The organism is Aurantimonas sp. C2-5-R2 (assembly GCF_036549495.1).
Classification (GTDB): domain Bacteria; phylum Pseudomonadota; class Alphaproteobacteria; order Rhizobiales; family Rhizobiaceae; genus Aurantimonas; species Aurantimonas coralicida_A.
The window spans coordinates 36,703-50,345 of the sequence record NZ_JAZHLJ010000007.1; the positions used below are offsets into that span (position 1 = coordinate 36,703).

General features: G+C 62.8%; 13 protein-coding genes. 11 read left to right on the forward strand and 2 right to left on the reverse strand.

Translation table 11 applies throughout. The features are described 5' to 3' along the window. Window positions 1-220: 220 nt before the first annotated feature. The 8 genes from VQ044_RS05285 (at window position 221) to VQ044_RS05320 (ending at window position 7,169) form a co-directional block, all read left to right on the forward strand. Entirely contained in the window at window positions 221-1,345 is a 1,125-nt protein-coding gene (locus VQ044_RS05285) for an ABC transporter ATP-binding protein (RefSeq protein WP_327622923.1), read from the forward strand. A gap of 43 nt (window positions 1,346-1,388) precedes the next feature. Beyond that, the gene (locus VQ044_RS05290; RefSeq protein ID WP_327622922.1) at window positions 1,389-1,628 is read left to right on the forward strand and encodes a twin-arginine translocase TatA/TatE family subunit; all 240 of its coding nucleotides are present in this window, start codon (window positions 1,389-1,391) and stop codon (window positions 1,626-1,628) included. Window positions 1,629-1,714: 86 nt separating this feature from the next. Continuing rightward, window positions 1,715-2,284, forward strand: coding sequence for a Sec-independent protein translocase protein TatB (tatB, locus tag VQ044_RS05295; protein ID WP_327622921.1), 570 nt, complete (start codon window positions 1,715-1,717; stop codon window positions 2,282-2,284). After that, window positions 2,281-3,087 carry a twin-arginine translocase subunit TatC gene (gene tatC, locus VQ044_RS05300; protein WP_327622920.1) on the forward strand — a complete coding sequence of 269 codons (807 nt, stop codon included), beginning with the start codon at window positions 2,281-2,283 and terminating at the stop codon, window positions 3,085-3,087. The genes tatB and tatC overlap by 4 nt, the downstream gene beginning before the upstream one ends. A gap of 59 nt (window positions 3,088-3,146) precedes the next feature. Then, entirely contained in the window at window positions 3,147-4,430 is a 1,284-nt protein-coding gene (gene serS, locus VQ044_RS05305; RefSeq protein ID WP_327645797.1) for a serine--tRNA ligase, read from the forward strand. Then, complete coding sequence (gene surE / locus VQ044_RS05310) at window positions 4,430-5,185, forward strand: 5'/3'-nucleotidase SurE (RefSeq protein WP_327645796.1); 756 nt, start codon at window positions 4,430-4,432, stop codon at window positions 5,183-5,185. Before serS ends, surE begins: the two co-directional genes overlap by 1 nt. Next, on the forward strand, window positions 5,182-5,832 hold the full coding sequence (locus VQ044_RS05315) for a protein-L-isoaspartate(D-aspartate) O-methyltransferase (RefSeq protein ID WP_327645794.1): 651 nt from the start codon (window positions 5,182-5,184) through the stop codon (window positions 5,830-5,832). Before surE ends, VQ044_RS05315 begins: the two co-directional genes overlap by 4 nt. A gap of 173 nt (window positions 5,833-6,005) precedes the next feature. Next, window positions 6,006-7,169 (forward strand): peptidoglycan DD-metalloendopeptidase family protein, encoded by a 1,164-nt coding sequence (locus tag VQ044_RS05320; RefSeq protein ID WP_327645793.1) that lies wholly within the window; start codon window positions 6,006-6,008, stop codon window positions 7,167-7,169. Window positions 7,170-7,518: 349 nt separating this feature from the next. Here VQ044_RS05320 and VQ044_RS05325 read toward each other — a convergent pair whose 3' ends face one another. Continuing rightward, window positions 7,519-9,042: a GGDEF domain-containing response regulator gene (locus tag VQ044_RS05325; RefSeq protein WP_327645792.1), complete on the reverse strand. Its 1,524-nt coding sequence runs from the start codon at window positions 9,040-9,042 to the stop codon at window positions 7,519-7,521. A gap of 125 nt (window positions 9,043-9,167) precedes the next feature. Beyond that, window positions 9,168-10,055 (reverse strand): ATP-binding protein, encoded by an 888-nt coding sequence (locus VQ044_RS05330; RefSeq protein ID WP_327645791.1) that lies wholly within the window; start codon window positions 10,053-10,055, stop codon window positions 9,168-9,170. Between the two features lie 129 nt (window positions 10,056-10,184). Between VQ044_RS05330 and yajC the strand changes: the two genes are divergently transcribed. The 3 genes from yajC to VQ044_RS05345 all read left to right on the forward strand — a co-directional run bounded on the left by yajC (window position 10,185) and on the right by VQ044_RS05345 (window position 13,641). Further along, on the forward strand, window positions 10,185-10,526 hold the full coding sequence (gene yajC / locus VQ044_RS05335; protein ID WP_327622910.1) for a preprotein translocase subunit YajC: 342 nt from the start codon (window positions 10,185-10,187) through the stop codon (window positions 10,524-10,526). Between the two features lie 139 nt (window positions 10,527-10,665). Further along, window positions 10,666-13,245, forward strand: a complete 2,580-nt coding sequence (gene secDF, locus VQ044_RS05340; RefSeq protein ID WP_327645790.1) for a protein translocase subunit SecDF — start codon at window positions 10,666-10,668, stop codon at window positions 13,243-13,245. Between the two features lie 6 nt (window positions 13,246-13,251). Continuing rightward, on the forward strand, window positions 13,252-13,641 hold the full coding sequence (locus tag VQ044_RS05345; protein WP_327622908.1) for an Mth938-like domain-containing protein: 390 nt from the start codon (window positions 13,252-13,254) through the stop codon (window positions 13,639-13,641). The last annotated feature ends 2 nt before the right edge of the window (window positions 13,642-13,643 follow it).

The window sequence follows — 13,643 nt, forward strand, 5'->3', positions numbered from 1 at the left end:
CGGTTGTCAGCCCGAACCTTTTTCCTGCGAAAGAAAATCGGTCACGCATAGGAAATCGGATCGCGTCGATCCTATTTCATCTGGATCTGGGCGGTAGACGTCGCAAGCGTGTCGGGTAGACCGTCGAACGCGGTTGCCGTTCCAGTGGCGACCGGTTACCGAGGTCGCGAATTAGCGGGCCTCAAGGCTTCGCTGGACGAACCGACGGACAGGCCGAAGCGTGCAGGACCACCAGAGCACAGCCACCGCTCCATCGACAAAGGGCTCCGGACGCACCAGTGCCGGCGTCAGCTTCGCCGCGCGTCTTGCCTTCGAAGACATCGTCCACACCGTTGGGTCGACCACGATCCTGTCGGGGATCAACCTGGCGGCCGAGCCTGGCGAAATTCTCTGCCTGCTCGGGCCCTCCGGCTCAGGCAAGACGACGATGCTGCGAATCGCTGCGGGAATTGAGCGCCAGAGCGCCGGCCGCCTGATGCTCAATGGCCAGGAGATTGCCGGTCCCGACGCGTTCGTGCCGCCGGAAAAACGCGGTATCGGCCTGATGTTTCAGGATTTTGCTCTGTTCCCGCACATGAGTATCGCCGAGAATGTCCGCTTCGGCCTGACGGCGCTTTCGGGTGCGGCGGCGAAGAAGGAGGCGATGGTGGCGCTCGAGCGGGTCGGGCTTGCCGACGTCGCCCGCCAATATCCGCACACCCTGTCGGGCGGCGAGCAGCAGCGGGTGGCGTTGGCCAGGGCGCTGAGCCCGCGCCCGACGGTCCTGTTGATGGACGAGCCATTTTCCGGCCTCGACAGCCGTCTCAAGGATGTCGTGCGGACCGATACGCTGCAGATCCTGCGCGAAAGCCGCGCGACGGCGATCATCGTGACGCACGACGCCGAGGAGGCGATGCGGATGGGCGACCGAATCGCGCTCCTGCGCGACGGTCGGCTCGTCCAGGTGGGGACCGCCGCGGAACTCTATAGCCGCCCGGCCGATCTTTTCACGGCCGGCTTTTTTTCCGAGCTTAACGTCATCGACGGGGAAGTCCGCGGGGGCCGTGTCGTCACGGCGCTCGGCCCGGTCGCGGATTCGCCTTTGTCTGACGGTACGCCGGTGACGGTGGCGTTGCGCCTCATGGGCTTGCGCCTGGAGGAACAGCCGAGCGGCGTCCTCGGGCGTATCGTCGCCCGCCGTTTCCTCGGCGGTGTCGACCTCATGACTGTCGCGATCGAGGGGCTCGATTATCCGCTCCGATCGCGCATGCGCGCCGGAATCGTACCGGACGGTAAACGCGATGTCGTTGTTTCCGTTGATTTGCAAGACGTTATCGTGTTTGAAAAGACCCCAGATCATCGTTAGCTTGGCGGGAGCGAACGGCTCACGCGTTCCATGGAGAATTGTTATGGGTAGCTTCAGCATTTGGCATTGGCTCATCGTCCTTGCGGTCGTGCTGCTCCTGTTCGGTCGCGGCAAGATTCCCGAGTTGATGGGCGACGTCGCCAAGGGCATCAAGAGCTTCAAGAAGGGCATGTCGGACGAGGACGCCGAAAAGGCAGAGACGGCGCAGGAGCGCCGGACACTCGATCACACCGAGGGCGACGTGGTACGGCACGAAGTGGCGACGAAGAAGACGGTCAACTGATCGTCTGATCGTTCTGCCGTCTGGCGACCGGGCCCTGTCCGTGCCCGCTCGCCATTTTTCTTGGTTGTCGCTCTCGAGGCCTTGCGATGTTTGATATTGGTTGGGCCGAACTGATGATGGTCGCCGTGGTCCTGGTGGTCGTCGTCGGCCCTAGGGATCTGCCAAAAATGTTGCGCACCTTCGGGCGCACGACCAAACAATTGCGCTCGATGGCCGGGGATTTTCGCCGGCAGTTCGACGACGCGTTGCGCGAAGCCGAACTCGATGACGTGCGTTCGACGGTGAGCGATATCCGCAAGCTCGATCCGACCAAGGACGTGCGCGCGGCGATGAACCCGATGAAGGCGGTCGGGGATGAGATTCGGTCATCGCTCAAGGCGGCGGCCAGCGCGCCGGAACCAAAGGTTCCAAGCCCGACGGCTCCGGCGATAGCGGAAAAACCCGACAAGGCTGGCGCGACCGCAAAAACCGAAGGCTCCTCGGCGACGCCTGCTTCGGACGCAAAGCCGGCTGCAACCTCCGGTGACGCAAAAATTGCCCCGGTCAAGCGCGCGACCAAAGCCAAGCCTGCCGCCAAGGCTAAGCCTGCGGCCAAGGCCAAAATCCCCGCCAAGGCCAAGCCGACTGCGAAAAAGACAACCGAGGACGTCGCGTGACACGCACTGACAGCGATATCGAGGCCTCTTCGGCTCCATTGATCGACCATCTCATCGAATTGCGAACGCGGTTGATCTGGAGCATCGCCGGATTCCTCGTAGCATTCATTTTCTGCTTCTTTTTCGCCAAGCAGATCTTCAATTTCCTCGTCGTCCCGTATCAGACGGCGACGATCTGGGCCGGGATCGACGACCGCCAGGTCGAACTGATCTACACCGCGCCGCAGGAATTCTTTTTTACCCAGGTCAAGATCGCGGCCTTCGGCGGCTTCTTCATCGCCTTCCCGCTGATCGCGGCGCAGATCTACAAATTCGTGGCACCCGGTCTTTATCGCGAGGAAAGGGGCGCTTTCCTGCCGTTTCTGGTGGCCACGCCGCTCCTGTTCCTGCTTGGCGCGGCGCTGGTCTATTACTTCTTTACCCCGATGGTGATGTGGTTCTTCCTGTCGATGGAGCAGTCCGGCACCGAGGAGGGGCAGGCGGCCATTCAACTCCTGCCGCGCGTGTCGGAATACCTGTCACTGATCATGACGCTGATCTTCGCGTTCGGATTGGTGTTCCAGCTTCCGGTGGTTGCAACCTTGCTGGTCAGGGCCGGGATCACCTCCGCCGACGGTCTCGCCTCGAAGCGCAAATACGCCATCGTGATGGCATTCATCGCCGCCGCGATCTTGACCCCGCCCGATCCGATGTCACAGATCGGCCTTGCCCTGCCGACGATCCTTCTCTACGAGGTGTCGATCTTTGCGGCGCGGATGATCGAGAAAAAGCGGGCCGAAAAACTCGGTGAGAGCGAGACGTAAGGCCGACCTCGACGTCTTGGAACCGGTCCCGTCGCTTACCGGTCGGGAACGGGGATTACATGCTCGACATCAGATGGATACGCGAGAATCCGGAAAAACTGGATGAAGCGCTCGCGCGCCGGGGTGCCGCGCCGGCTTCGGCCGAGCTGATCAAGCTCGACGAGGCCCGTCGCGAGCATCTAACACGGCTTCAACAGCTTCAGGGCCGGCGCAACGACGCCTCGAAGGCCATTGGCAAAGCCAAGGGCTCAGGCGATTCCGGCAAGGCCGACGAACTCATTCGCGAGGTCGCCGAGATCAAGGCGGCGATCCAGGAGGGCGAGGAGACCGAGCGGCGTATCGACCAATCGCTCGATGATGCGCTTGCGCGCATTCCAAACCTGCCGGCCGACGATGTTCCGGTCGGGCTGGACGAGAGCGCCAATGTCGAGATTCGTCGGTTTGGCGACAAGCCGGAATTCGGCTTCGAGCCGAAGGAACATGACGAACTCGGCGAAGCGCTGGGCATGATGGATTTTGAACAGGCGGCGAAGATCTCCGGCGCACGGTTCACCATCCTGCGAGGCGGGCTGGCCCGTCTTGAACGGGCGCTCGGGCAATTCATGCTTGATCTCCATACCGGCGAGCACGGCTACGAGGAGGTGGCAACGCCGCTGCTGGTGCGTGACGAGGCGCTGTTCGGTACTGGCCAGCTGCCGAAATTTTCCGAAGACCTCTTCCACACGACCGCCGGGAGCTGGCTGATCCCGACCGCCGAGGTGCCGCTGACCAATCTCGTGCGGGAACAGATTATCGACGCGGCCGACCTGCCGACGCGGGTGACGGCGCTGACGCCATGCTTCCGCTCTGAAGCGGGCTCGGCCGGCCGCGACACGCGCGGCATGTTGCGCCAGCACCAGTTCTACAAGGTCGAGCTGGTATCGATCACAGCTGCCGAGACCTCCGTCGACGAGCACGAGCGTATGACGGCTTCGGCCGAGGAAGTGCTGAAGCGCCTCGGCCTGTCATACCGCGTCGTCACGCTGTGCGCGGGCGACATGGGATTCTCGGCGCGCAAGACCTACGATATCGAGGTCTGGCTGCCGGGGCAGGGCGCCTATCGGGAAATTTCCAGCTGCTCGGTCTGCGGCGATTTCCAGGCGCGGCGCATGGGAACGCGCTACCGTCCGGACGGCGAAAAATCGCCGCGCTTCGTCCACACGCTGAACGGCTCCGGCGTGGCTCTCGGGCGCGCGTTGATCGCCGTGATGGAAAATTATCAGAACGCCGACGGAAGCATCACCGTGCCCGAGGTGATCCGACCGTATATGGGCGGGATCGAACGGATCGAGAGGCCGGCCTGATGCGACTCCTGCTCACCAATGACGATGGCATTCACGCCGAGGGCCTCCAGGTCCTGGAGCGGATCGCCCGGACGATGAGTGACGATGTCTGGGTCGTTGCGCCCGAGACCGACCAGAGCGGCCTGTCGCACTCGCTGACGCTTTCCTCACCGCTGCGTTTGCGCAAGATTTCAGAAAAGCGGTTCGCCCTCTCCGGCACACCGACCGACTGCGTCATCATGGCGGTCAAGCGGCTGATGGATTCTCCGCCGGACATGGTGCTGTCGGGGGTCAATGCAGGCCAGAACATTTGCGACGACGTGACGTATTCCGGTACCGTGGCCGGGGCCATGGAAGGCACGATGCTCGGGCTGAAGTCGGTGGCGCTGAGTCAGCAATTCACCCGCGGCGGCGACCGTGAGACATTATGGGAGACGGCCGAGCAGCACGCCCCGGCTGTCCTCGATTTGCTTGCGGGGTATCAGATTCCACCCGGCCATCTCGTCAACGTCAACTTTCCGGCGGTGCCGGCCGATGCGGTCCGCGGGGTGGAGGTCACCCGCCAGGGCAAGCTCGACTATTCCCTCGGCATGGAAGAGCGGCGCGACGGCCGCGGCTTTCCGTATTTTTGGCTGACCTTCGGGCGCCAGGCGGGGGAGGAAGTCGAGAGTTCCGATATCGCGGCTTTGTCCGCCGGAAAAATCTCGGTGACGCCGCTCCATCTCGATCTGACCGCCCACGCGCTGCGCGAGGGTCTCGGAGACCTGTTTCGGTGAGGTCGGAGGGCCGGGACCGCGAGGACCTTGCGGCATTTCTCCTGAGCCTGCGCACCCGGCGGATTGCCGATCCCAAGCTGCACGAGGCGATCGAAACGGTGCCCCGGCGTTTCTTCCTGCCTGACGGCATCGAAAATGCTTATGAAGATCGGTCGGCGCCGATCGATTGCGGGGAGACCATGCCCGGCGCGCTTTTCGCGGTCCGGCTGGTGTCGGCGCTGGAGATCGAGGCGGACCATCGGGTCCTCGAGATCGGAACCGGCAGCGGCTACGTCACTGCGCTGATGGCGCGTCTTTGCGCCCATGTCACCTCGTTCGATCGCTACAGGCGACTGGTGGAAGCGGCGAGCCGGCGCTTGAAACTGGTCGGCGTGAGCAACATTTCCCTGTTTCTCGAAGACGGCAGCGACGGCTTCGCCGCCGGAGCACCCTTCGATCGGGCGATCGTTCACGCTGCCTTTCCGACCGTGCCGCGCCTGTTTCTCGACCAGATCCGCCCTCACGGGGTGCTGATCTGCGCGCTCGGCGAGGAAGGCGGAGAACAGGCGCTGGTGCGCCTGCGCAAGGTGGGCAGCCGCTTCGAGCGCGAAGATCTCGGTCCAGTCCGCTACCAGCCGCTGGCGTTCGGCACGGCCGAGATGCTGTAGCTGGGCCGTTACTTTCAAGCCGCTCGCTTGGGCTGCTCCACAAGAAATAACGTCGGCCGCCCGGTGATTTAACCCGGCAGTAAGATTAACGCGCTTCAATGGTCTCGAGAGTAATCCCGCGTGCTCAAGGGACGACGATGCGAATCAATGTGCTGAAATCTCTGCGACTCCCTATGGCTCGCTCCGTTGCGGTGGTCGCCCTGGTGGGGTTTGCCGCTGGATGTAGCTCCGATGTGGCGCGCTTCGATGACGGCTTCTACACTGGAGCCGTCCCGCAGATGCCCACCCGCACGGCGGCTGTCAGCCAGCCCTATCCGGGTGATGTCGATCGGATGAATACCGCCGGTATCAGCCGCTCATCGGGATATGCGCCGTCGTCCAGCCGCGCACCCACCGCTCCTGTGCAGCGCAACACGCTGCCGCCGCCACCGCCGCCCGCCTATCAGGCCTCCACTCCCGCCTACCAAGCCTCCGCTCCCGTGACGTCCTCTGTGTCCCAGCCGGCGGCACGGGGCACGCCAGCATCGACATTGGGAGAGCAAGCGGCGCGAATCGCCAAGCCCGCGCCACGGCAGTCCGAGGGCGGTGCGAAAGTGACGGTCGAAAGCGGCGACACGCTGTTGTCGATCGCCCGGCGAACCGGCGCTTCGGTTTCCGACATCAAGCGTGCGAACGGTCTCGACGACAGCACGATTCGCATCGGTCAGACGCTCACCGTCCCCGGTGCAAATGTCGCTGCGACGAAGGTCGCCAGCGTGGAAGCCAAAGCAGCTGCGCCAACGAAGGAGGTCGCCAAGCCGCGGACCGAGAGCGCCGCACCCGCGCCCTATACGCCGCCGGCGACGGCCGAGAAGGCCGCCCGCCCGTCTGCCGAGACCGCCTCGAAGCAATCGCAGCCAACGACCACCGTCAGCCAGGAAGTCGAATCCAAGGTCGCGGCCATCGCGCCCGACGCGACCGGCATCAGCCAGTTTCGCTGGCCGGTCCAGGGTCGGGTGATCAGTCGTTTCGGCGAAAAGGTGGGGTCGCGACGCAACGACGGCCTCAACATTTCCGTGCCGCGCGGTACTCCGGTCAAGGCGGCCGAGAACGGTGTGGTGATCTATGCCGGCGACGGCCTCAAGGAATTCGGTAACACCGTTCTTGTGAAACACGACGACGGCCTCGTGACCGTCTATGGCCATGCCGACTCGATCTCCGTCGAGCGGGGCGCGAAGGTGAAGCGTGGCCAGGAAGTCGCCAAATCCGGCATGAGCGGTGACACGGACGTTCCGGTTCTGCATTTCGAAGTGCGCAAGAACTCTGCGCCGGTGGATCCCACGAAGTTTCTGCAATAAGCGCCGACCTCCAGGCGTTCGACGGCCCGGTCCTGCGTTTCGGCGCGCGGCCGGGTCTTTTCCGTTTCATATTGTCTGATATCGCGTGGCTAGAGACCGGTGAGCTCAAAACGTTCCGGTCAGAGCGGAGCCTTGTGCGGCCAATCGTCTGCCGCACCGACGCCATGCAGGTTGGTATCGTGGCCTTGCTGAAGGGCCAGACCCATTTGACCTGATAGCAGGAAGACAGGAGGCCCGGTTAGGCTTGGCCGGGCCGAATCATCTCAGCTGTCGATCTGAACGGCATCGAATCCAATGAGATACCGCGAGATGCGGGGGGAATCGGTTCTCACCCTTTGTCATCCCGCCTCTAGCTCTTGGCGGAGACGACCCTGTTGCGGCCCGAGCGTTTGGCCTCGTAGAGGGCGGCGTCGGCGGCCGCGATCAATTCATCGGCGCTCTTGCCGGCATCGGCGCCGGCCACGCCCGCACTGAAGGTGACGTGGAACGGTTCGTCTGGACCGCGCATCGGGATGTCCGCGAAATGCTCGCGAATTCTGTTCATCACGGCATTCGAGGGTTCGATCGGCGTGTCCAGCAGGATCACGCCAAACTCCTCGCCTCCATAGCGCGCGACGACGTCGATATGGCGGAGCCCGCCGACCAGCGAGTGAGACAGCGTCTGGATGACACGATCGCCTACCTGATGGCCTTTCGTGTCGTTGACTTGCTTAAAATGATCGATGTCGAGCAGACAAACGCTGAACTGCGAACCGGTACGCCGACAGCGCTCCAACTCCACCGCGACGCGATCTTTGAACCGTGCATGGTTCAAGAGTCCGGTGAGACTGTCTCGCTCGCCGATCTGGCGCAGGGCGACAGCCCGTTCGGCGCGCATCCGCACGAGCGATGCAAGGTGATCGAAGCCGACGGACTTGTTGATGAAGTCGTCGCCGCCGAGTTTGCGCGCCTGGCGCTGGCGCTCGACATCCTGCTCGGCGGACAGGAAAATGATCGGAAGCGACAGGTTGCGGCGCGATTGGCGAATGATCTGCGCGACCTCCATCCCGTCCGCGACGGGCATGTGCATGTCGAGAAGTATGAGATCAGGCGTGTTGCTGCTGATTTCTTCCAGCACGCGGCCCGGCTCTTGTGCCAATCGACGGCAGCACTGGGAAATCGCTCGCGCGTTGACGTCGCGGTCGATCAGATAGAGAAAACCGTCATCACCGAGCGATCCGCAGAGGTCGCCGGCGTGGGTGGCCAGATTGAGCCGCTTGGCAAAGTTGTGCAGCAGCCGATCGCCGGCGATATGTCCCAAGCTGGCCCGAATTTGCGCCAGGTTGCGAAGCTTGATGAGAACGACGCCGAACGCGGAAGGCGCGCCTCTGCCGGTGAATTCGCCCAAGCGCTCCTGCATGAATTGCGCGCCGTACAGGCCAGTGACGTTGTCGAACTGCAGGCGCTTCTTGATAAGATCGGCTTCGATGGTTTCCGACTGCGCCTTTTTGCGTGTGCCGACCGCCGAGCGGATCGCCGTCACCAATTCGTGCTTGTTCAGGTCGCGTTTTGAAACATAGTCGCTGAATCCACTGCGAAACGCCTTGACCGCTGTTCGCTCGCTTCCGCCACCCGTCAACATCACGATCGGCGGGGCATTGGGAATCGTCGCCCGTATCGCCTCCGCGATATTCAGCCCGTTCTCGGTGCCGAGATTATAGTCGACAAGGACACAATCGATTGGATCCCCCTTGAGGGCACGCAACAGTTGCGGACCATCGGACGTCTGGGTGATTTCCATATCTCCGTCATGACCCAGCATGGCGGAAATATACTCCAGAAAAATCGGATCATCGTCCAAAACGGCTAGCTGTATCGAACTTGCGCTTTCCATTGGTCAGCAATCCTTAAATAAAGCAAGCCGGACGAATTGGCTTTAACTTCATTCTACGGGTGGAGACCTTTTGTAGCGGTTAACGACAACAACTTTGGTTCTGACAGTTTGGTGAAGTTTCCATCTCACGCGCCGTTTAGGCCGGTGAGCGGGCGCCCCAGTCGTCCGGCCAGATCCTGCACGAACTGGTAAGCGACGCGCCCCGATCGGCTACCGCGGGTTGTCGCCCATTCGAGGGCTTCGCGGCGAACCATTTCGGGATCGGCGGCAATGTCATGCGCGGCCAGATAACCGTCGATCATCGCCAGATACTCGTCCTGGCTGCAGCGATGGAAGCCCAGCCAGAGGCCGAATCGATCCGATAGCGAGACTTTCTCCTCGACCGCTTCACCGGGATTGATCGCGGTTGACCGCTCGTTTTCGATCATGTCGCGGGGCAGAAGGTGGCGACGGTTCGATGTCGCGTAGAACAGCACATTGGGTGGCCGGCCCTCGACGCCGCCCTCCAGCGCCGCCTTCAGCGATTTATAGGCGCTGTCGCCCATGTCGAAGGAGAGATCGTCGCAGTAGAGAAGGAACGGGCAGGGCACTTCGCGTACCAGACTCATTAGCTGCGGCAAATGATCGATATCCTCGCGGTGGATCTCGATCAGCTTGAGATGGGGCGTTTCGGCGGGAAGCGCGGCGTTCACCGCGGCATGCGCGGCCTTGACCAAGGACGACTTGCCCATGCCGCGCGCGCCCCACAAAAGCGCGTTGTTGGCCGGAAGTCCGCGGGCGAAACGCTCGGTGTTTTCCAGGAGGATGTCGCGCGAGCGGTCGATGCCCTTGAGCAGTTCAATGGGGACGCGATTCACGATCCGCACCGGCGCGAGGGCGGCTGGCGGTTCAAAGACGAAGCAATCGGCGGCAGTGAAATCCGGCGTAGGAGCCGGCGGCGGCGCAAGCCGTTCGAGACCTTGCGCGATCCGGTCCATGGTCTGCATCAAGCGGGTGAACTCAGCGGAATCCATCAGGAAAACTCGTCTCTTGCGTGGCTGTCGGCTCGGTCTGGTGCCGGCTTGTTGCATTCGAGGCGACCGATCGTATATTCCGCGCTGATCGTAAAGGCCCTGTGCCCCCCATTTCCTGAGAGGTTCCTGATGTTTGTGTCCGAGGCTTTCGCCCAGACGGCTTTGCCCACTGGTGGCGGAAGCGATATCCTGATCAGTGTGCTGCCGTTCGTCGCGGTTTTCGCGATCATGTATTTTCTGATCATTCGGCCGCAGCGCACGACGATGAAAAAGCGTCAGGAAATGCTCAGCAACATCCGCCGCGGCGATACGGTCGTGACCGGCGGCGGCATCGTCGCCAAGGTGACCAAGGTGCTGGATAACGGCGAACTCGAGGTACAGATTTCCGAGCAGGTGCGCGTGCGGGTGGTACAGGCGATGGTCGCCGAAGTGCGCGTCAAGGGCGAACCGGCTGCGGCGAACACCAAATAGCCGCTTTGCTTGAGCAAACGAGGCCACTGCCTTAAAATCGTCCGCGACACGAAACTCCCGTGTCGCCGGCTGCGTCGATCGAACGCTTAATACGGATTGCGCCCCCTTTGGAGCGACCGTCGACCCTTTCGGGACCCATATGCTCTATTTTTCGCGCTGGAAAACGATCCTAATCTGGCTGACGGTCGCTCTCGGGGTCGTCTACGCTGCCCCGAACCTGTTCTCGACCCAGACGCTCGACGAAATGCCGTCCTTCGTGCCTGACAACAAGATCACGCTCGGGCTCGATCTGCAGGGCGGGTCCTACATTCTGCTCGAGATCGACGGTCCGTCGCTGACCGGGGAGCGCCTACAGACGTTGCGCGACGACGCGCGCCAGATATTGCGCACCGAGCGCGTCGGCTATTCGGGTCTCAGTGATTCCGGCACGACGGTGACGGTGCGGCTACGCGATCCAGCGCAGGCCGATGCCGCGCGCGAAGCTTTGCAGCCGCTGGTCCAGCCGCTTTCAAGCGGATTGCTGAGCGGCGGTACGGTCACGGAAGTGGCGATCGCCGAACCCCAACCCGGCGTCCTGACCCTGTCGCTGACCGACCAGGGAATTGCCTACCGGATATCGACCGCCGTCGCTCAGTCGATTGAGGTCGTGCGCCGCCGGGTCGACGAACTCGGCACGACTGAACCGCTGATTCAACGCCAGGGCGATGACCGGATCATGGTGCAGGTTCCCGGCTTGCAGGATCCGCAGCGGCTGAAAGCGTTGCTCAACCAGACCGCCAAGCTCACCTTCCGTTTAGTCGACGAGACGGCCTCGGCTGACGAGGTCGCCAGGGGAGCCCGCCCGCCCGCCGGATCCGAACTGCGTTACACCAACGACCAGCCGCCCCAACCGATCCTGGTCCAGCGCCAGGTGATGGTCTCCGGCGAGAACCTCACCGACGCGCAAGCCGGCTTCGACAGCCAGACCAATGAAGCCGTTGTCAACATCCGCTTCGATACGCAGGGTGCGCAGCGCTTTGGCGCGGTGACCCAGCAGAATGTCGGGCGGCCCTTCGCTATCGTGCTCGACGACGAAGTGCTGTCGGCGCCGAATATCCGCGAGCCGATCCTTGGCGGTCAGGCGCAGATCAGCGGCAATTTCACCGTCGACAGCGCCAACGACCTCGCGGTTCTGCTGCGCGCCGGTGCGCTGCCGGCGACGCTCAATATCATCGAGGAGCGGACGGTCGGACCGGGCCTCGGAGCCGATTCGATCGCCGCGGGCGAAATCGCCGGCATCATCGGATCGATTCTCGTCGTCGCCTTTATGTTGGCGGCCTACGGGTTCCTGGGCATCATCGCCAACATCGCGCTCGTCGCCAACATCGTCATGATCGTCGCGCTTTTGTCGGTCTTCGGTTCGACCCTGACCCTGCCGGGCATTGCGGGCATCGTGCTCACCGTCGGCATGGCGGTCGATTCGAACGTGCTGATCTACGAACGCATCCGTGAGGAACGACGCGGCGGACGATCCGTGGTGCAGGCGATCGACGTCGGCTTCAAGAAGGCGCTGGCGACGATCATCGATGCCAACATCACCACGTTGATCGCCGCGGTCGTGCTGTTCTCGCTCGGCTCCGGCCCGGTCCGCGGCTTCGCCGTGACGCTTGCCTTCGGTATCGTCACGACCGTGTTCACGGCCTTTACCCTGACCCGCTGGCTGATGGCCGAATGGGTTCGCCGCAAGCGGCCGAAGGAGCTTCCGAAGGGCTTCCTCCATCTGGTTCCGGATGTGACGAAAATCCCGTTCATGGCGATCCGCAAATGGACCTTCGCGGCCAGCCTCGCGGCTTCGATCGCAGCGCTGGTCGGCTTTGCGACCCTCAGCATGAATTACGGCATCGATTTCACCGGCGGAACCCTGATCGAGGTGCAGGCAAAAGGCGAAGCGGCCGATATCGGCGGTATCCGCTCGGCCTTGACCGCCAGACCGATCGGCGACGTCTCGGTTCAGGAGTTCGGCTCGCCCAAAGAGGCGCTGATCCGGATCGGCTCGCTCAGTGTCGAGGGACAAAGCGGCGACGCCGCTCAGCAGACGACGGTCAACGAGGTGCGCGACGCGCTCTCGGCCGATTATGACTTCCGGCGAGTGGAGGTGGTCGGGCCGACGGTTTCGGGCGAGCTCGCCCTGGCCGGCACGATCGCGGTGCTTTTCGCGATGTTGGCTATCCTGGTTTATGTCTGGATTCGGTTCGAGTGGCAGTTCGCGATCGGCGCGATCGTCGCGACCCTGCACGACGTCATCATGACCATCGGCTTTTTGGTCGTCACCCAGATCGAGTTCAACCTGTCGAGTATCGCGGCGATCCTGACCATCGTCGGCTATTCGCTGAACGACACCGTGGTGGTCTACGATCGCGTGCGCGAGAATTTGCGTCGCTACAAGAAGCTGTCGCTGATCGAGCTTTTCGACAAATCGATCAACGATACATTGTCGCGCACCACTCTCACGGCGTTGACCACCTTGCTAGCGCTCGCCGCGCTGGCGATCTTCGGCGGGGAGGTCATCCGCTCCTTCGTTCTGGCGATGCTGTTCGGCGTGATCATCGGCACCTATTCGTCGATCTTCGTGGCGGGCCCGATTCTCATCCTGTTCAAGCTGCGTCCTGCGGACTTCCAGGCCGATCGCGAGGAGAACGCATCCGCGCGGACGGGCATCCCGGCACCGCGCGAAAGCTGACCGGGGATGGCGAAGGGCATCGAAATCCGCGCGGCGCACTTTCCTGGGCGGGCGCCGATCGAGGCCTACGGCAACGGTGGGTTTCGGTTTGCCGACATGTCGCATCGCGGCTCGATCCTGTGCCTACCGTCCGGAATTTACGGTTGGGATGCGACGGTCGACGCGCCATTCGCCGGGGATCGGCTGGCCAAGGTCTTCGAAGAAGCGGACGATATCCGCTTTCTCCTATTCGGAACCGGCAGTGAGATCCGTCGGCTGCCGCCAGCGCTGGCCGACCGGATGAGGAAGGCCGGGATTTCCTGCGATCCGATGTCGACCGGCGCTGCAGTGCGGACCTTCAATGTCATGCTGGCCGAGAGCCGCCCGGTAGCCGCGGCGCTTGTCGCGGTCGACTGACG